This window comes from Oceanicaulis sp., assembly GCF_965249665.1.
In the GTDB taxonomy this organism is placed as follows: domain Bacteria; phylum Pseudomonadota; class Alphaproteobacteria; order Caulobacterales; family Maricaulaceae; genus Oceanicaulis.
Window position 1 is genome coordinate 1,695,690 of the sequence record NZ_OZ252247.1, and the last position, 18,142, is coordinate 1,713,831.

An 18,142-nucleotide genomic window follows, 5' to 3' on the forward strand; every position below is an offset into this window, starting at 1 on the left:
CCTGTATCCCCCGAAACCGGACTCAGGCGGGCGCGCTCCGCCTGCTGCGGCCCCAGACAGGATGCCTGACAGATCGCCATGACGCCTCAAAGCCTGTCCACGACCGTGCGCGGCCCTCGCCGTTTGCTCAGCCGTATCCGCGATCTCATGGCGGCCCAGGAGGATGCGCAAAAGCGTCTCGACCGGCTCACGGACATCATTGCGGAAGAGACGGGTGCGGATGTGTGCTCGATCTATCTGGTGCGGCCGTCGGGTGCTCTTGAGCTGTCCGCGACCCATGGCCTGGACCCGTCGGCCGTACACCGGGTGCGCCTTCGCGCTGGTGAAGGCCTGGTGGGCGAAGTGGCGCGTCGGGCGCGTCCGTTTGCAGTCGAGGATGCGCCCTCTCACCCCAGCTTCTCCTACAAGCCCGAAACCGGCGAGGAGCCGTTCAAAAGTTTTGTGGGCGTGCCGATCCTGCGCGGCGGTCGTCTTGTGGGCGTTCTGACGGCGCAGACAGTGGCGGTGCGTCCGACCACCGAAGAAGAGATCGAAACGCTGCAAACCGTCGCCATGTTGCTGGCGGAAATCGTCACGTCCGGCGAGCTTGTGCAGGCGGAAGCCTTTTCGGAACTGGAAGTCCGGCTCTCGAAACCTGAACGGTTTCAGGGCCTGGCCCTCTCGGCGGGCGTGGTGCGCGGCGTCGCGGTGAAGCATGAGCCGCATGTGCTTTCCACCCGTCTTGTGGCTGATGACGCGGATGCGGAAGAAGCGCGCCTGAACGAAGCGATCACGCGCTTGCGCCGATCCGTGGACCAACTTCTGGATTCCGGCCGCGTGCCCATCGGCACGCCGTCGCGCGAAGTGCTCGAAACCTACCGCATGTTCGCCCATGACCGCGGCTGGCTCAATCAGCTGGGCGAGGCGATCCGGGCAGGCCTGACGGCGGAGGCCGCGGTCGAGCGGGTTCGAAACGAACACCGGGCGCGCCTGATGAAAGCGCGCGATGCGCACTTTCAGGAACGTCTTCACGATCTTGAAGACCTCGCCAACCGGCTGCTTCGACATCTGGCGCGCACTGATGAGGCGCAAGAGGAGGGGCTGCCTGAGAACGCGATCATTGTGGCGCGCTCGGTGGGTCCTGCGGAACTTCTGGAATTTGACCGCTCGCGTCTGGCTGGCATTGCCGTTGAGGAAGGCTCCGTCACCAGCCATGCCGCCATTGTCGCCAAGGCTCTTGGCATTCCGATGGTGGGGCGGCTTGAAGGTGCGCTTGACCGGGTGGAAGAAGGCGACAGCGTCATTCTGGACGGTGAATTCGGCCTTCTGCACGTGCGTCCCAATGACGAGGTGACCATCGCTTATGACGAGCGGATCGCCATGTTGGCCGAACGACAGCGGACGTTTGAACACTTGCGCGATGCGCCTGCGCAGACCGCAGACGGTCAGGCGATGACGCTGGGCATGAATGCCGGCCTTCTGGTCGAGATGAACCGTCTTGAAGACACAGGCGCGTCAGGCGTTGGGCTTTTTCGCACGGAATTTCAGTTCATGGTGGCCGATACGCTGCCGCGGCTCAGTGCGCAGATCGAATTGTATAAGGCAGTTTATGATGCGGCGGACGACAAGCCCGTCGTGTTTCGCACACTCGATCTGGGCGGCGACAAGGTCACATCCTTCATCTCGTCCATGCGCGAACCCAATCCGGCTTTGGGCTGGCGGGCGCTGCGCATGGGGCTCGATCGGCCTGCGCTGACCCGGTACCAGCTTCGGGCGCTGGTGCGCGCTTCGGGCGGACGTACGCTCAATGTGCTGTTCCCCATGATTTCGGTCGCCGAAGAACTGGCTGCGGCGCGGGATGTGCTGGAGCGTGAGCTGGATCTGGCGCGACGTCACGGACATGACGCCCCTGATGACATTCGAGTCGGGTTAATGCTGGAGACGCCTGCGGTGGCGTTTGCACCGGACGCCTGCCTGGAGCTGGCGGATTTCGTGTCTGTCGGCGCCAATGACCTGATGCAGTATTTCTTCGCAGCGGATCGTCAGAACCCGCGCGTGTCTGACCGGTATGATCCGATCAGCGCGCCAGCGTTACGGTTATTTAAGGATGTTCGGCAAGCGTGTGACGCTTACGGCAAACCTGTGAATGTCTGCGGTGAATTGGCGGGTCAGCCGTTTGAGGCGTGTGTCCTGGCGGCGCTGGGATATCGCAGTCTGTCGATGGCGGCGGGTTCGATCGGGCCGGTCAAGCAAGCGTTGGCGGGTTGCGATCTGAGCCGTTTGACGCCCTGGCTGGATGCTGAAATTCAGCAGGGCGCGAAAATCGGCGCTCCGTCTTTGCGGGACCGGATGCTCCAGGCTGGAAAAGAAATCGGATTGCCGCGAGAAGTTGTTGATAAAAACTAAAGCATTTGGTTGAATAGTCTTGAGTGAGGCTGGGGCGCCACACTTATGAGGGGAGCGTCCACTGTGACGCAGGAAATGGCGAACGCGAAGATGCGCGATTACGAACCAACGTCAGATGATTCAGGCTTTGTGCCTGTTGACGCGGTGTTCAGCGCGCCGGCGCCGGCGCTGGAAGGAGTCAGCCTGGGCGAGCGCTTGCGGCTAAGCCGGACTCATGCCGGACTGACCCTGGACAGCGCCTCCGCCCGCACCCGCATTAAACGTGACTATCTGGACGCTCTGGAAGCGATGGATTCCCGCGGCTTGCCGTCAAAGGCTTATGCGGTGGGCTATCTGCGCACTTACGCCGCCTTTCTCGGGCTGGACGTGGCCGACTGCGTTCGCCAGTTCAAAGAAGAAGTGGATTGCGACGCCGGTCGCGGCGAGCCGACTGCGCCGCAGGAGCGTCGTGAGATCAAGCTGCCGCGCGGCCTGGTTGGCGCAGTGCTCATTCTGGGCGGCGTGGTCGTCGCAGCGGGCTGGTACGGCAATTACGTGACCCGCGCTGAAGTGTTCGCTGGCGCCGCTGCGCCCATGGACGCGCTGATGCGCGCTGAAACACCGCTTGTGGAGCTGGAAAGCTCCGGCGCACCGACCCGCGCCGCAATCTGGTCTGGCCTGCCTGACGCTCATGCGGGCAATACGCTGGTTCTGGAAGCGGGCGGCCGAGTGGATATCGAGGTCCGCGATGCATCGGGCCGTATTCTCGCTGCGCGTGAGCTTGAGCCAGGCGAGCTTTATCGCGCGCCGGACGAGCCAGGGCTGACCATTTCGACGAACGATGCTGGCGCGGTTCTGGTGCGGGCTGCTGGACGGCCCATGGGCCCGCTGGGCGAACCTGGTCAAGCTGTGGACAATATCTCCGCCGCCGAGTTTATGCTCACGGCGTTGCGTGAAGCGGACGCTGGCTAGCTGCTGCAGCCGTGACAGCCCCGGCCAGAGGGGCTCGCTTAACCGCATTCCAGCGCTTATATCCCTGTCAGACTGAAACCCTGCTCCAAGCGAGGCGGCGATCATGGCGGTTGAAGATCACACCAAAGTGCGGCCCTGGCGGATGATTGACCGCCGCAAGAGCCGCCAGATCCATGTGGGCGATGTGGCTGTGGGCGGTGATGCGCCGATTTCCGTCCAGTCCATGACCAATACGCTCACGACGGACGCCAACGCGACCATCAACCAGATCCGGGCGCTGGAAGAGGCGGGGGCGGACATTGTGCGCGTGTCATGCCCGGATACGGACTCGACCGCCGCCTTCAAGACGATTGCGAAAGCTGCGAAAGTCCCGCTAGTCGCCGATATCCATTTTCACTACAAGCGCGGCATTGAAGCCGCCGAGGCGGGCGCCGCCTGCCTGCGGATCAATCCAGGCAATATCGGCTCGATGGACCGGGTGAAAGAGGTGGTTCAGGCCGCGCGCGATCATGGGTGCTCAATCCGCATTGGGGTGAACGCCGGATCGCTGGAGCGTGAGCTTCTGGAGAAATATGGGGAACCGTGCCCGGACGCGATGGTGGAAAGCGCGCTCAATCATGCGCGCATTCTCGAAGATCTCGATTTCCGCGAATACAAGATTTCGGTAAAGGCGTCTGACGTCTTCCTGACAGTCGCCGCCTATCAGGCGCTGGCCGAAGCCACCGACGCCCCTTTGCATCTGGGCGTCACGGAAGCCGGCGGGCTGCGCACGGGCGGAGTGAAAAGCTCGATCGGCTTGGGATCGCTTCTCTGGGCCGGGATTGGCGACACCATCCGTGTTTCCCTGTCCGCTGACCCGATCGAAGAGATCAAGGTCGGCTATGACATTCTCAAATCTCTCGGCCTGCGCACACGCGGTGTGAACATCATCGCTTGCCCAAGTTGTGCGCGGCAGGGCTTTGACGTCATCAAAACCGTCGAGACCCTGGAACATCGTCTCGAGCACATTTCCGAGCCCATCTCGCTGTCGATTATCGGCTGCGTGGTGAACGGGCCGGGCGAGGCCGCCTATACGGACCTGGGATTCACCGGCGGCGGCAAGGGCTCAGGCATGCTGTATTTCGCCGGCCAAGCCGACGAAAAAGTGTCCAACGACACCATGATCGAGCGCATTGTCGAAGCGGTCGAAGACAAGGCCGCCAAGATGAAAGCCGAGCGCGAAGCGTCCGAAGCGGCGGCGGAGTAGTCTTTCCACCACCGCCCGCCGGGATCAGTTGTTGTTCGTGGCCTGGATTGAACAGCCCAGCGTGCTCTCTCCACTGGTCCACCAGATATCATCGTCGCCGCAAGGCCCGTTCAAGACCATATCCTTGCAATCGAGCGGTTCATCGCACCAGCACTCTTGCACCTGGCCATTGGCGTGACTGCAATCATAATCGGGGACGGGCGTCATGCCGTCTGCTCCGGTTTGAAGGGTCGTGGCCGGGCTCTGGTTCACATAGGTGCGGGTGTGCTCGGGCGGCGCGACCGGTACACGGCGTTGCATGGCGCGGGCGGGCGCCCGTTGGGCGGCGCTCTCGCGCAACGTGGTTTCACTGGCGTTGGCGGTCATCAGCAGAAAGCCGCCAGCCCCCAGAGCGATGGCGGCGAAGACGCCAATCAGCACTTTGATCGGTCTCATTGTATCCTCCCTTTGGCCGGCCTCTCACGCACCCTGTCCCTGCGCGCGTCCTGGCCGGAGGCGTGAATAATGCCATAACTCGCTATGAGAGGGGAGCCGGCGGTCGCGTGCGCCGCTTTCCATGAAACCGAATATGCGCTTAGCTCTGCTTCGAGCCGCCACAAGAGCGGCCGTCTAGGGGAGTTTAAAAATGTTTCAATCCATGATGGCGCCAGTGTTGATGCTGGCGAGCTGGACCTTGGTGATGTGGCTGTGGATGTACGCCACCCGCATTCCCGCCATGCAGAAAGCCGGTATCAACGCCGCCAAGATGAAGGAAAAGTCTGAAATGGATGTTCTGCCGCGCTCCGTGCGGCAGATCGCAGACAACTATAACCATCTGCATGAACAGCCGGTCGTCTTCTACGCACTGGCGACCTACAGCCATCTGGTCGGTGTGGCGGATCCTTTGAATGTGGGCCTCGCCTGGGGCTATGTGATCCTGCGCGTGGCGCACAGCATCTTCCAGGCGACGATCAATTTCATCCCGGTGCGCTTCGTGCTTTTCTCTCTGTCGAGCGTCGTTCTGATCGTAATCGCCGTGCGCAATCTGCTGGCGTTGATGGTCTAGTCCGGCAGCCGGGCGTTTTCGGGCGTCCGGCCGACCGCCTCGGCGAACAGGCGCGTGATTTCAGGCTCCACACTCGAGAAATCACTGAACTCACCCGTCTCGGTATTGATGTTCACCGCTACGGCGATACCAAGCTCGGGGTAAAGGATCAGCCAGCTCATCGCCCCGCGGCTGACCCCGCCATGATGGACGATGCGCACCGGCGCATCCTCGCCAAAGCGGGAGATGCTCTGCGGGTTCACCCGCCAGCCGAGCGCATAGCCTTCTTCATTCACCTCGCCTGAATTAAGCCGCATCGGCGTCCAGAAGCGCTCGCGCGTGGCTTCGGAAATATACTCGTCATCGAGCCAGGCGCTGGCGACCTGCACCAGATCAACCGAGCGCGCATACAGTCCGCCGCTGGGCCAGCGCTGGCTGACATTCACCGCGCCGCGGGGGCGGATCTGTCCTTTGCCGCGTGACTGGTAGAATTGCGCCACCTGCTCAGGCGCATCTCCCGCATTGGCGCGTATTGGCGTGGGAAGATCGAGAGGCGCGCGGATCTCGCGTTCCAGCAAGCGGGCATAGTCTTCACCCGTGGCGCGCTCAGCCATCACCGCCGCCAGCACAATATCGAAGGAGCTATAGTAATAGGCCTCGCCCGGTTCAGACAGCAGGCGCGCGTCATCCACCAGCTCCAGGCTGTCTTCCACCTGGTCATATTGGCGCTTCATGCGCAGGGTTTCATAGGCGTCCGGCCAGTCAGAATTGTTCTCATAGCCGGGAAAACCCGCCGTATGGGATAAAAGCTGGTCGAGTTCGATCTCCAGCCAGTCTTCATTGGGGGCGTCGGGGACATGTGCGCCGACCGTATCGTCCGGGTCGATCACGCCCTGATCCACAAGCCGGGCGATCAGTGTCGCGGTCATGGCTTTCGAGGTGGAGCCGATGCGGAACAGGGTGTCAGGCGTGGCGGGCGTCTGCGTCTGCACATTCGCCCATCCTGCGCCTGCCGACCAGACCAGTTCGCCATCTATGGCGACCGCTGCGGTGACGCCGGGTACGCCATGGCGCGCGCGCATGGCTTCCAGTCGTTCCGCCGCCTCAACCCCCGCGATTTCAAACCGGGTGTCGAGAGTGTTCACCGTGGGAGAAGGGGTGTCCGGCAGGGCGTTCCAGCCCCATTGCGTGCTGATCAAGACCCAGCCCGCTATGAGCAATACGAGGCCCGCCAGCAGCGTCATTCCGGTTTTCAATACTGACGGCATGCTCTCCCCCGCGTCGCTCCGATACTGCGCGCTCACCCTTGCCCAGATAATCTGACCGGGCGATGAACAGTTTCGTGTACGACAAAAGGGATGAAGGATGACCCGCGTTTACGGACTCAAAAACTGCGATACCTGCAAGAAGGCAGTAAGAGCCCTGCAGGCGAACAGCATCGTGCATGAGTTCATCGATATTCGCGCCGAAGCGGATTTGGCCGATCGCGTCCCGGTTTGGCTGGAGGCGGTGGGCGCGAAAGCGTTGATCAACACCCGCTCCACCACCTGGCGCGGTCTGGATGAGGACCAGCGCGCGCGCGTCGAGTCAGACCCAGCGGCACTTCTTGTCGAGAACCCGACTCTCATCAAACGCCCGGTGATCGAGCAGGGCGAAAGGACAGTGGTAGGCTGGACCACTGATGTGCAAAAGGCGCTACAGGGCTGAGCCGGTATGCGCTCACGGCCCTATCGGATCAGGGCGTGACCCTCTAGATTGATGCTCATGAAAAAATCTATTTGTGTGTATTGCGGCTCCAATCCGGGCGCCGCACCCGAATACGCCCAGGCCGCGCAAGCGGTGGGCGAGACACTGGCTCAAAACGACATCCGTCTGGTCTATGGCGGGGGGCAGGTGGGGTTGATGGGCCTTGTTGCCGATGCCTGCATTGATGCGGGCGGCCAAGTTTACGGGGTCATTCCCGACTTCCTGCATCAAAAAGAAATCGCTCATCCGCGCGTTCAGGACATGCACATCGTGTCCTCCATGCACGAGCGCAAGCTGATGATGGCGGACGCCTCTGACGCCTTCATCGCCATGCCTGGCGGCATCGGCACGATGGAAGAATTGTTTGAAGTCTGGACCTGGTCCCAGCTTGGGCGCCACGAAAAGCCGGTGGGCGTTCTCAATGTGAACGGCTATTACGACAAGCTTCTGGGCTTCATCGACCACATGACTGAGGAAGGCTTCTTGCTGGACAAGCATCGCGCGATGCTGGTGCGGGGCGAAACCATTGAAGAGCTTCTGGAGAAGTTCGAAGCCTTCGAACACCCCGGCATGATCGCCACGCTGGCGGCGGGGCAGGTCTAGTCGCTGTCGACTTTACAGCCCCTCACCCTTTCCAAATCCTCTTGCCGGGCGTAACTGATCAAGCATGAGTATTCAGGACGCAAAACTGGACCAGGTCATCGACCGGTTCGATCAGGTCGAGGCGCGTTTGGGCGCCGCCGCTGATCCAGAAGAGATCGTTTCGCTTTCCAAAGAGCACGCCGAACTCAAAACGGTGGCTGAGAAAGCGCGCGAGTTGAAAACCGCGCGTGACAGCCTTGCAGAAGCCGAAGCCATCATCGAGGACGGCTCTGACAAGGATATGGTCGAGCTGGCCGAAGAGGAGCGACAGGAACTCAGAAAGCGCCTGCCCGCGCTTGAGCGGGATTTGCAGCTTCTGCTGATCCCCAAGGATCGCGATGACGACGCCTCAATCATGATCGAGATCCGCGCCGGCACCGGTGGCGACGAGGCGGCGTTGTTCGCCGGCGATCTGTTCCGCATGTATGAGCGCTACGCCTCCAATCAGGGCTGGAAGGTCGAAGTGGTCGAAGCCAGCGAGGCGGAAGTCGGCGGTTACAAGGAGATCATCGCGTCGGTGAAGGGCAAGGGTGTGTTCGGCAAGATGAAGTTTGAATCCGGCGTTCACCGGGTTCAGCGCGTTCCGGTCACAGAATCGGGCGGCCGCATTCACACATCCGCCGCCACGGTCGCCGTGCTGCCCGAGCCTGAAAATGTCGAGATCGAGATCAAGGACGAGGATCTGCGCATCGACACCATGCGGGCCTCCGGCGCCGGCGGTCAGCACGTGAACAAGACTGAATCCGCGGTGCGCATGACCCACATTCCCACCGGCATCGTCGTCGTGAGTTCGGAGAAGTCCCAGCACCAGAACCGCGCCATCGCCATGCAGGTGCTCAAGACGCGCCTTTATGAAAAAGAGCGCCGCGAGAAGGATGAGGCCCGCGCCGCTGAGCGCAAGGGGCAGGTGGGGTCTGGCGACCGGTCTGAACGCATTCGCACTTATAACTTCCCCCAGGGGCGGGTCAGCGACCATCGCATCAACCTGACGCTCTACAAGCTTGATGAGATCCTGGCTGGCGACGCCCTGGATGAAGTCATTGATGCGTTGCTCGCTGAAGACCAGGCCGCAAAACTTGCGGCGATGGAAGACGCTTGAGCGGGGTGACCCGGGCTGCGCTTTTGCGGACTGCTGTTGAACGGTTACGCGCGGCGGGGCTGGAGGATGCGGCCGATGAAGCGCGGCGCTTGCTGCTGGCGGCCAGCGCTCTGAGTCCGGCGCGCCTGCTCACCGAGATGACCCAGCCCATGCCGGCTGAAGAGCGCACACAGTTTGACGCGTTCGTGGCGCGACGCGAACAGCGCGAACCGCTATCGCACATTCTCGGCGTTCAGCCCTTCTGGACGCTGGAGCTGAAAGTCACCCGCGATGTGCTGACCCCGCGTGCGGACACAGAGACCGTGATCGAGGCGGCGCTGGCCGCTTTTCCGGACCGATCGGCGTCCTTGCGGATCCTCGACATTGCGACGGGCTCGGGCGCAATTATTCTGGCTTTGCTAAGCGAGTTCCCGAACGCCACGGGAGTGGCGACCGATTTGAGCGAAGCGGCGCTGAAGGTTGCGGCGGAGAATGCGGCGCGCACTACATTGAGTGAACGCGTGCGCTTTCAGTTGTGCAATTGGGCGGATGGCGTTTCAGGCGCTTTTGACCTGGTGGTGTCCAACCCGCCCTATATCGCAACAGATGTGCTTGAGACATTGGAGCCCGAAGTTCGGGTGTTCGAGCCGCGGCTAGCGCTCGACGGCGGTGTGACCGGATTCGGGCCCTATCCGCATTTGTTCGCCGAGGGCGCACGCCTCTTGAAGCCTGGCGGGCTGGCTTTGTTTGAGATCGGCTATGACCAAGGCGCCATGGCGCAGCAGGCCGCACGTGAAGCCGGCGCTGAAGAGGTGAGCATCTTGAAGGATTTGGCCGGTAATGACCGCGTTGTCAGCTTGCGTTTTTCGCTCTGAGCTCAAATGCGTGCAGAAAAGTGTTGGAATCTGCCTGCAGCTGCGTCTAGGGTGCGGGCAAGTCCAGCGGGTGATGCATGTCGGGGCAGGGGCTGTCCTGACGCAATTACTGAGCGCCCCGCTGACCGATCGGCCCACACGCTATTGAGTTCGGACGCAATCTTGGTTGCGCTCGTGCCGATAGACGCGAATTTCGCGGTGTCGTGTCGGCCTTAATGGTATCAACAACCCGAAAAGAGATCAGGTTCTTGAACATGAAGCGTCAACGCGGACGAGGCCGAAAGGCCGGATCGCCCAGCAATCGCTCATATGAGAGCAACGGGCCGGATGTAAAAGTTCGGGGCGCCCCCTCTCATATCTACGACAAATACATGCAGCTGGCCCGCGATGCGTCCTCCGCCGGGGACCGGGTGATGGCTGAAAACTATTATCAGCACGCCGAGCACTATCTGCGCATCGTTCAGGCCAACCAGCCCAAACGCGATGAGCGTGAGGACAATAACGGCAATCAGGACGATGCTGACGGCGCCGACGAGGCCGCCGAGGGTCAGAGCGACGCCGGCTCTGACAACGCCTCCGGCTCCAACCAGGCTGAGGACGCGCCGCGTCAGCGCCGCCCGCGCGGTCGCCGTCGCCGGGACGAGCCGTCAGGCAGCGATGACCCGCTGCAGGTGGTTGACCCTGAGAGCACGGGCGCGTCGTCTTCGACGCCGTCGGAAGACGGCGACAGCCAGCCTTCGGCCGAAGAGAAGCCGAAAAAGCGCACACGCACCCGTCGCCCGAAAGCGGATGTGGACGCCCAGAAAGCCCTTGATGCGGCTGATGGCGAAGGTGAGAAACGCTCCTCCAAGGATGCCGGCGAGGCGGCCTGAGCCTTTCAGAGCGAATGCACGAAAAAAAGGCTGGAGCGATGCTCCAGCCTTTTTGTGTTTAGAACCGATGTTCTGATCAGCCGCGGCGACCCAGTCGGCGTAGGCGGCGCCAGAAGCGACGGCGCTCGGGGCGGGGCTGGGGTTTGAGGTTCTGGACGAACTCTTCTGCGCAGGACCGCCAGGAGTATTTCTCGGCGTAAGTCCGGCAATCTTCGCGCTTCATCTCAAGCGCCTCCAGGCATGCCGTTTTCAGATCGTCATTCACCGATCCCGCCTTGGAGCCAGGGATAATGTCCTTCGGGCCGTTCGCGACATAGGCGGCGACCGGGGTGCCTGTCGCCATTGATTCCAGGATCACCAGCCCGAATGTGTCGGTGAAGCTGGGGAAGACCATGACGTCAGCGTCGGCGAAGTGACGCGCCAGTTCATCGCCGGACTTATTGCCGGTGAACACGACCTCGGGATAGTTTTTCTTCAGCTCTTCAAGCTGCGGGCCCGGGCCGACAATGACCTTGGTGCCAGGCAGATCGAGGTCGAGGAAGGATTCGATATTCTTCTCGACGGCGACCCGGCCGATATAGACGAAGATCGGCCCCTGCAGTCCTTCATAGACGCTTTCCCCGCCCATATGGCGCTTGTCGGGGTGGAACAGTTCTGTGTCCACGCCGCGCGCCCAGGGGGTGATGTTGTTAAAGCCGCGCTCGGTCAGCATGTCGCGCATGGACGGCGTGGCGACCATCAGCCGATTGCCCGAATTGTGGAAGCGCCGCATGAACCAATAGCCCGCCGAGATCGGAATGAACGGCAAGCGCGCATGCACATATTCGGGGAATTTGGTGTGATAGCTGGTGGTGAAGGGCAGCTTCCACTTCAGGCAGATCGCTCGCGCGGCCTGGCCTAGCGAGCCTTCAGTGGCGATGTGGATCGCTTCAGGTTCAAACGCCTTGAACCGCGCTTCCAGATCCTTGCGCGCACCGACCGCCATCTTGATCTCGGGATAGGTCGGCAGCGGAAAGGTCTTGAAGCCGAGGCCAGGGTGAATCACTTCGACCTCATGACCCATGGCGCGGCACTCTTCCACTGTGCGTGAAAGCGTCCGCACGACGCCATTGACCTGAGGCTCCCACGCATCGGTGACGAGCAGTATGCGCAGCGGAGCGCTTTCCTCCATGGGACGGATCTCCAGAACCTTGTGTCTCTTAGCGCCGGTTTAGCGTGTTTTAGCCGTTTGTCGAAGGGCTGTCGGCGCCCGGCCTGTTTGCTGAGGGATCGGGTCGGGGATTTGGCTTGATCTGGGAACGATGGCTGCGTTCGGCCGTTTGTGATGTGACCAAGCTTTGTCTGCGTTCACGCAACGCAGCGCAGACGAGCGATAAAATCTTCAGAGAAGGACGTGTCTGCAGGAGGCGCCTGGCCAAACAGTCAGGTTTTGCAGATTTCGCAGAGAGAACCGGACGCAATTCCTTTGTATCTACGTTGAGATAAATAGATTTTTGAAACTATACAAAGACTTGCGAACTGATTGAAATAGAAAATTTCGGTAGGCAGACATGGCGCTTCCAAGATTGCTGCCATTAAAATCTGCGATGAAGTAAAGCTAGGAGCTCGTACTCGAGGTGTGTTCTGTAATGGTAATTACTGAAATCAACTTAGATATTTTCAGCTCAAAATAAATTCTATGCAGTCATGCTGCAATGCGGCGCTCTGCGGACTTATACTGATTTCGTATAGCGGGGCTTGAATTCTATGGGTCGAGCAAGCATTGTCAGATTGACAGGGCCGGATGCGCCGGCCGCTCTGGGTTCGAGAGGTTTTCGACCATGCGCGATTGGACAGACGTAAACATCGACTGGGACGTTCTGGATGGCGACAAATTCGCTGACGAGCGTCAGGCGGCTCGCCTGCTGGATGACGCGGTGGGGTTGAGCCCGCAAGCGCGCCAGGCGGCGGGCGATGCGGCGATTGATCTGGTCGAGCGCGCGCGCGCCACCCGCCATGGCGGCGGCTTGATGGAAAGCTTCCTGCAGGAATTTGGTCTCAGCAATAAAGAAGGCCTGGCGCTGATGTGCCTGGCGGAAGCCTTGTTGCGTGTGCCGGACGCAGAGACCGCCGATGCGTTGATCGCCGAAAAGATCGGATCGGGATCCTGGGTCGAGCATGCGTGGAAATCCGACAACTGGCTGGTCAACGCCTCCACTCTGGGGCTGATGATGACGGGCTCCATCCTGAAAGTGGACAAGGGCGCCCAGAGAAATCCTGGCGAATACTTCAAGCAGATGGCCAGCCGTCTCGGTGAGCCGGTGATCCGAACCGCCACGCGCCGCGCCATGCGCATACTGGGCGAGCAGTTTGTTCTGGGCCGCACTATTGAAGGTGCGATCAAGCGTGGGCGCAGCTGGAAAACCTATGGCTCCGTGAAGCCGCTCTTCAGCTTTGACATGCTGGGCGAGGGCGCGCGCACCGATGCCGACGCGCAGCGCTATCAAAAGAAATATCTCGACGCCATTCAGGCCGTCGCCGCCAAACGCCAGACGGGCGGCGCTGAAGATGTGGACGGCGTGAGCGTCAAGCTGACGGCGCTCCATCCGCGCTATCAGGCCGTCAAGCAAGACCAGGTGATGGACGAGCTCTACCCGCGGGCGCTGGAGCTGGCGCAAGCCGCGAAAGCCGCCGATCTGGGCTTCAGCCTGGATGCGGAAGAGAGCGACCGTCTGGTCATTCAGCTCAAGATTTTTGATCGGCTGGCCCGCGATCCGTCTCTGGCGGGGTGGGACGGCCTTGGCATTGTGATCCAAGCCTATCAAAAACGGGCTTCCGCCGTGCTGCAAAAGCTCATTGAGCTGGGCCAGGATTGTGGTCGTCGGTTCATGGTGCGCCTGGTGAAAGGCGCCTATTGGGATACCGAGATCAAATTCGCCCAGATGAACGGCCAGCCCGATTTTCCTGTCTGGACCACCAAGCCGGCGACGGACCTCAATTATCTGGCGTGTGCACGCCTGATGCTGGCGGCGCCGGACGCTATCTTCCCGCAATTCGCCACGCATAATGCGCATACCCTGTGTGCGGTGCGTCAGATTGCAGCCGAGACCGGCAACCCGCCTTATGAATTCCAGCGCCTGCATGGCATGGGCGAGCCGCTATACGCCGCCGCCGCCGAGGCGTTCCCGGATCTGGGCGCCGTGCGCGTCTATGCGCCCGTGGGCAGTCACGAAGACCTGTTGCCCTATCTGGTGCGGCGCCTGTTGGAAAACGGGGCGAACACCTCGTTCGTTCATGCGTTCCTGGACGAAGACGTGCCTGCTGCAGACGTGGCCAGCGGCCCGTTCAAGGCGGCCCCGACCCTGGACCGGCACCCCTTCATCTCCATCCCGCCAAAACTCTATGGCCCCGCGCGCCTGAACTCCAAAGGCACGGACCTGACGCAATCGGCTGTGCGGGAGCGTCTGGCGGACGCACAAGCGGCGTTTGACGCTGATGCGCCCTATCCTTGCGGGCCTATCATCAACGGCGAGGCGCTGACCGATTGGGGTGCGCCGATGACGAGCCCCGCGGATGAGAGCTTCCAGGTCGCGACCTTGCACGAATCCACAGAAGAGGATGTGGAGCGCGCCTATCAGGCTGCGCGTGCCGCCCAGCCGGGTTGGAACGCCAAGGGCGGGCCGGCGCGCGCGAAAATTCTGCGCGACATGGCTGATAGCCTTGAAGCCAACACCGACCGTTTGCTCGCCCTGATGGCGCGGGAAACCGGAAAGACCTTGCTGGACGGCGTGGCTGAAGTGCGCGAGGCCGTGGACTTCCTGCGTTATTACGCTGTCGAGGCGGAGACCAAATTTGGTGAGCCGGTGCGGCTTCCCGGGCCTGCGGGCGAGACCAACCATCTCGGTCTTGGCGGGCGCGGCGTCTTCGTCTGTATCAGCCCGTGGAACTTCCCGCTGGCGATTTTCACCGGTCAGGTGGCGGCGGCTCTGGCCGCGGGCAATAGCGTACTGGCCAAGCCCGCCGAGCAAAGCCCGCTGATCGCGTTTGAAGCGGTCAAACTCTATCTCGAAGCCGGATTGCCTGAAGGCGTGCTGCATCTGATTCCCGGTGACGGCAAGATCGGCGCGGCGCTGACCGGGCTGCCGGGCGTGGACGGCGTCGCGTTCACCGGCTCCACCGATGTGGCGCGAATCATCAATCGGACGTTGGCGGCCAAGGACGGCCCCATCGTGCCGCTGATCGCAGAGACGGGCGGTCTGAACGGCCTGTTCGTGGACACCTCCGCTTTGCACGAGCAAGTGATCGATGATGCGATTCTCTCTGCTTTCGGCTCAGCGGGCCAACGCTGTTCGGCTTTGCGTCTGCTGCTGATTCCCGACGAGATCGGCGATCATCTGATTGAAGGGCTGAAAGGCGCGATGGATATGCTCAAGCTGGGCGATCCGGCGGACGCGTCCACAGATATCGGCCCGGTGATCGATGCAGACGCCTATTCCATGCTCGAAAGCCATGTGGAGCGTATGGCCTCTGAGGCCAAGGTGCTGCACCGCGCGCCGCTGAGTGACGAACTGGCGGCCAAAGGGCGATTCTTCTCGCCCACCCTGGTGGAAATCACGTCCATGGATCAGCTGACCGATGAGAAGTTTGGCCCGATCATGCACGTGCTGCGCTACAAGCGCTCTGAGCTTGAGACCGTGGCGCGTCAGCTCGCTGACAAGGGCTATGGGCTGACTTTGGGCGTGCACAGTCGCCTGGATCGATTCGCCGAGCGGGTGCGCGCGATCGTGCCGGCGGGCAATTGTTATGTGAATCGCAACATCACCGGCGCGGTGGTGGGCGTGCAGCCCTTCGGCGGCGAAGGCTTGTCAGGCACGGGCCCAAAGGCGGGCGGCCCCCACTATATCTACCGGTTCGCCTCCGAGCATACGGTCACCATTAACGTGGCGGCGCAGGGTGGGGACCCTGAACTTCTGTCTTTGGGTTAACCCGACCCCCAATAGGGGCATCGGCGCTCTCGCCAGATATCCACAAGAAACCGCATTTATCCCCGGGCCCGGACTCCTTAACGAGTCCGGGCCCGGAGCGTTTTCTGGTAGGACTTTGTTTACGAAAAAAGCGGCTGGGGGCCGGTTTGACCCGTTGACGGTCTGACAGGACCCAAGCACTATATGTTGCGGTTTCCGGGGGAAGCCGCACACCATGTATAGGTTTTTCTTAAGCAGCGCGCGGGAAAACGACCTCTCGCAGGTCAGATGCGCGATGCTGAATTGGAGCGGGTAGAGATGACGCCTTTCGACCAAGCCCACGCTACCGGAGCTCGCGCACAGGAGTCCGCTTCCAGCCTGCGCGGCAAGCCCAAATCTGTTCAGCTCCGACTGGTGGATAAGGTTAAGATTGACCCCTCGCGTGACGCGCTTCTGACCGATTTCGGCAAGAAGACGCTGGTTGATCGCTACCTTCTGCCCGGCGAATCCTATCAAGACATGTTCGCGCGCGTATCGACGGCCTATGCCGACGACCTTGAGCATGCGCAGCGCCTTTATGACTACATGTCCAATCTGTGGTTCATGCCGGCGACGCCCGTCCTGTCTAATGGCGGCGCGGATCGCGGCCTGCCGATCTCGTGCTTCCTGAATTCGGTGGACGATTCGCTGGGCGACATCGTTTCAACCTGGACAGAGAATGTCTGGCTGGCTTCCAATGGCGGCGGCATCGGCACCTATTGGGGCAGCGTCCGCTCGATCGGCGAAAAAGTCGGTCAGAACGGCCAGACCTCCGGCATCATTCCTTTCATCCGGGTGATGGATTCCCTCACCCTGGCGATCTCCCAAGGCTCGCTGCGGCGCGGCTCTGCGGCGGTGTATCTCGACATCCACCATCCCGAAATCGAGGAATTCCTCGAAATCCGCAAACCGTCGGGCGACTTCAACCGCAAGAGCCTCAACCTTCACCATGGCCTCAACGTGTCGGACGCGTTCATGGAGGCCGTCGCCAAGGATGAGGACTTTGAACTGATTTCGCCACGCTCTGGCGAGGTGGTCAAAACCGTCAATGCTCGCAAGCTGTGGCAGAAAATTCTGGAAGTCCGCCTGCAGACCGGAGAGCCCTACATTTTGTTCTCCGACACGGTGAACAACAATCTGCCCGCTCACCAGCGCAAGCTGGGTCTGAAGGTGCGTCAGTCCAATCTGTGTTCGGAAATCACGCTGCCGACCGGCGTGGATCATCTGGGCAATGACCGCACCGCTGTGTGCTGTCTGTCTTCTCTGAACGCCGAGAAGTTCCTTGAGTGGAAAGACGATGCGCGGTTCCTTGAGGATATCTTCCGCTTCCTCGACAACATCTTGCAGGACTTCATTGAGCGTGCGCCCGATGAGATGGAGCGCGCGAAATACTCCGCCGCGCGGGAACGCTCTGTCGGCTTGGGCCTGATGGGCTATCACTCCTTCTTGCAGAAGATGAATGTGCCCTTTGAATCCGCCATGGCCCAGTCCTGGAACAAGCGTATGTTCCAGCATATCCGCCAAGGCGCAGACAAAGCGTCTGTCAAACTGGCTGAAGAGCGAGGCGCGTGCCCGGATGCGGACGAGAACGGCGTCAAGGCGCGCTTCTCCCACAAGCTGGCGATCGCGCCGACCGCGTCGATCTCCATCATCTGTGGCGGCACCTCTGCGGGGATCGAGCCGATCCCGGCCAATGTCTACACGCACAAGACCCTGTCAGGCTCGTTCACGGTCAAAAATCCGTATCTTGAGCAGCTGCTTGAGGAGAAAGGCCAGAACACGCCGACCATCTGGTCCTCCATCTTGGAGCATGAAGGCTCGGTCCAACATCTTGATTGCCTGGATGAGCTTGAGAAAGACGTGTTCAAGACCGCGTTTGAACTGGATCAGCGCTGGGTCATCGAGCACGCTGCTGACCGTTCGCCTTTCGTTTGCCAGGCGCAGTCGCTGAACCTGTTCCTGCCCGGTGATGTGAACAAATGGGATCTGCACATGCTGCATTGGTCGGCTTGGGAGAAGGGCGTCAAATCGCTTTACTATTGCCGCTCCAAATCGGTCCAGCGCGCAGCCTATGCCGGGGCTGGCGAGAAAGACGAGATGTCCAAAGCCATGGGGGACGCCGCTCCCAAGGACTATGACGAATGCCTCGCCTGTCAGTAGCGCCAGAAGTTTTGTGAATATTGTAAGAACCCCGGCCTCGCGCCGGGGTTTTTCATTTTATAGCTTTGAAAAATTTGAGCTTTTATTTTTTATGATCTGTTAACCCTAAAGAAGCCTCCTTGATCTCAATATAGCCATTGTTCATGCTATGATTTGAGTATCGCAGGTTGAAGCCGATGGG

General features: G+C 61.0%; 14 protein-coding genes. 11 read left to right on the top strand and 3 right to left on the bottom strand.

What is annotated here, in order from left to right:
- Positions 1-78: 78 nt before the first annotated feature.
- The 3 genes from ptsP to ispG all read left to right on the top strand — a co-directional run bounded on the left by ptsP (position 79) and on the right by ispG (position 4,582).
- Entirely contained in the window at positions 79-2,385 is a 2,307-nt protein-coding gene (gene ptsP / locus ACP154_RS08170; RefSeq protein WP_421860027.1) for a phosphoenolpyruvate--protein phosphotransferase, read from the top strand.
- Between the two features lie 75 nt (positions 2,386-2,460).
- Positions 2,461-3,336, top strand: coding sequence for a helix-turn-helix domain-containing protein (locus ACP154_RS08175; protein WP_421860024.1), 876 nt, complete (start codon positions 2,461-2,463; stop codon positions 3,334-3,336).
- A 103-nt stretch (positions 3,337-3,439) separates the two neighbouring features.
- Positions 3,440-4,582 carry a flavodoxin-dependent (E)-4-hydroxy-3-methylbut-2-enyl-diphosphate synthase gene (gene ispG / locus ACP154_RS08180; protein ID WP_421860021.1) on the top strand — a complete coding sequence of 381 codons (1,143 nt, stop codon included), beginning with the start codon at positions 3,440-3,442 and terminating at the stop codon, positions 4,580-4,582.
- Between the two features lie 24 nt (positions 4,583-4,606).
- On the opposite strand, the gene ACP154_RS08185 is transcribed toward ispG, so the two are convergent.
- On the bottom strand, positions 4,607-5,017 hold the full coding sequence (locus ACP154_RS08185) for a hypothetical protein (RefSeq protein ID WP_421860018.1): 411 nt from the start codon (positions 5,015-5,017) through the stop codon (positions 4,607-4,609).
- Between the two features lie 190 nt (positions 5,018-5,207).
- Between ACP154_RS08185 and ACP154_RS08190 the strand changes: the two genes are divergently transcribed.
- Entirely contained in the window at positions 5,208-5,627 is a 420-nt protein-coding gene (locus tag ACP154_RS08190; protein ID WP_107712514.1) for an MAPEG family protein, read from the top strand.
- On the opposite strand, the gene ACP154_RS08195 is transcribed toward ACP154_RS08190, so the two are convergent.
- A complete protein-coding gene (locus ACP154_RS08195; protein ID WP_421860016.1) occupies positions 5,624-6,874 on the bottom strand; it encodes a serine hydrolase domain-containing protein in 1,251 nt (416 codons plus the stop codon). The two genes, ACP154_RS08190 and ACP154_RS08195, sit on opposite strands and share 4 nt — an antisense overlap.
- 97 nt (positions 6,875-6,971) lie before the next feature.
- On the opposite strand from ACP154_RS08195, the gene ACP154_RS08200 reads away from it, so the two are divergent.
- The 5 genes from ACP154_RS08200 to ACP154_RS08220 all read left to right on the top strand — a co-directional run bounded on the left by ACP154_RS08200 (position 6,972) and on the right by ACP154_RS08220 (position 10,819).
- Entirely contained in the window at positions 6,972-7,313 is a 342-nt protein-coding gene (locus tag ACP154_RS08200; RefSeq protein WP_421860013.1) for a Spx/MgsR family RNA polymerase-binding regulatory protein, read from the top strand.
- A gap of 57 nt (positions 7,314-7,370) precedes the next feature.
- On the top strand, positions 7,371-7,955 hold the full coding sequence (locus ACP154_RS08205; RefSeq protein ID WP_421860012.1) for a TIGR00730 family Rossman fold protein: 585 nt from the start codon (positions 7,371-7,373) through the stop codon (positions 7,953-7,955).
- Between the two features lie 64 nt (positions 7,956-8,019).
- Positions 8,020-9,093, top strand: coding sequence for a peptide chain release factor 1 (gene prfA, locus ACP154_RS08210; RefSeq protein WP_421860009.1), 1,074 nt, complete (start codon positions 8,020-8,022; stop codon positions 9,091-9,093).
- A 5-nt stretch (positions 9,094-9,098) separates the two neighbouring features.
- Positions 9,099-9,947 carry a peptide chain release factor N(5)-glutamine methyltransferase gene (prmC, locus tag ACP154_RS08215; RefSeq protein ID WP_421861374.1) on the top strand — a complete coding sequence of 283 codons (849 nt, stop codon included), beginning with the start codon at positions 9,099-9,101 and terminating at the stop codon, positions 9,945-9,947.
- 254 nt (positions 9,948-10,201) lie between these two features.
- Complete coding sequence (locus ACP154_RS08220) at positions 10,202-10,819, top strand: DUF4167 domain-containing protein (RefSeq protein WP_424993778.1); 618 nt, start codon at positions 10,202-10,204, stop codon at positions 10,817-10,819.
- Positions 10,820-10,895: 76 nt separating this feature from the next.
- Here the strand turns inward: ACP154_RS08220 and ACP154_RS08225 are convergent, their stop codons facing one another.
- Positions 10,896-11,972: a glycosyltransferase family 4 protein gene (locus ACP154_RS08225; protein ID WP_421861372.1), complete on the bottom strand. Its 1,077-nt coding sequence runs from the start codon at positions 11,970-11,972 to the stop codon at positions 10,896-10,898.
- Between the two features lie 667 nt (positions 11,973-12,639).
- On the opposite strand from ACP154_RS08225, the gene putA reads away from it, so the two are divergent.
- Both putA and ACP154_RS08235 read left to right on the top strand, forming a co-directional pair.
- Positions 12,640-15,783: a bifunctional proline dehydrogenase/L-glutamate gamma-semialdehyde dehydrogenase PutA gene (gene putA / locus ACP154_RS08230; RefSeq protein WP_421860004.1), complete on the top strand. Its 3,144-nt coding sequence runs from the start codon at positions 12,640-12,642 to the stop codon at positions 15,781-15,783.
- Between the two features lie 297 nt (positions 15,784-16,080).
- Complete coding sequence (locus ACP154_RS08235; RefSeq protein ID WP_421860002.1) at positions 16,081-17,961, top strand: ribonucleoside-diphosphate reductase subunit alpha; 1,881 nt, start codon at positions 16,081-16,083, stop codon at positions 17,959-17,961.
- Positions 17,962-18,142: the final 181 nt, after the last annotated feature.

Bases quoted from the DNA above. Each gene is read 5' to 3' on its own strand.
- ACP154_RS08190 (WP_107712514.1), top strand. From the start codon at position 5,208: ATGTTTCAATCCATGATGGCGCCAGTGTTGATGCTGGCGAGCTGGACC.
- ACP154_RS08235 (WP_421860002.1), top strand. From the start codon at position 16,081: ATGACGCCTTTCGACCAAGCCCACGCTACCGGAGCTCGCGCACAGGAG.
- ACP154_RS08175 (WP_421860024.1), top strand. From the start codon at position 2,461: ATGGCGAACGCGAAGATGCGCGATTACGAACCAACGTCAGATGATTCA.
- ACP154_RS08185 (WP_421860018.1), bottom strand. From the start codon at position 5,017: ATGAGACCGATCAAAGTGCTGATTGGCGTCTTCGCCGCCATCGCTCTG.
- prfA (WP_421860009.1), top strand. From the start codon at position 8,020: ATGAGTATTCAGGACGCAAAACTGGACCAGGTCATCGACCGGTTCGAT.
- putA (WP_421860004.1), top strand. From the start codon at position 12,640: ATGCGCGATTGGACAGACGTAAACATCGACTGGGACGTTCTGGATGGC.
- ACP154_RS08220 (WP_424993778.1), top strand. From the start codon at position 10,202: ATGAAGCGTCAACGCGGACGAGGCCGAAAGGCCGGATCGCCCAGCAAT.
- ACP154_RS08200 (WP_421860013.1), top strand. From the start codon at position 6,972: ATGACCCGCGTTTACGGACTCAAAAACTGCGATACCTGCAAGAAGGCA.
- ptsP (WP_421860027.1), top strand. From the start codon at position 79: ATGACGCCTCAAAGCCTGTCCACGACCGTGCGCGGCCCTCGCCGTTTG.
- ispG (WP_421860021.1), top strand. From the start codon at position 3,440: ATGGCGGTTGAAGATCACACCAAAGTGCGGCCCTGGCGGATGATTGAC.
- ACP154_RS08205 (WP_421860012.1), top strand. From the start codon at position 7,371: ATGAAAAAATCTATTTGTGTGTATTGCGGCTCCAATCCGGGCGCCGCA.
- ACP154_RS08195 (WP_421860016.1), bottom strand. From the start codon at position 6,874: ATGCCGTCAGTATTGAAAACCGGAATGACGCTGCTGGCGGGCCTCGTA.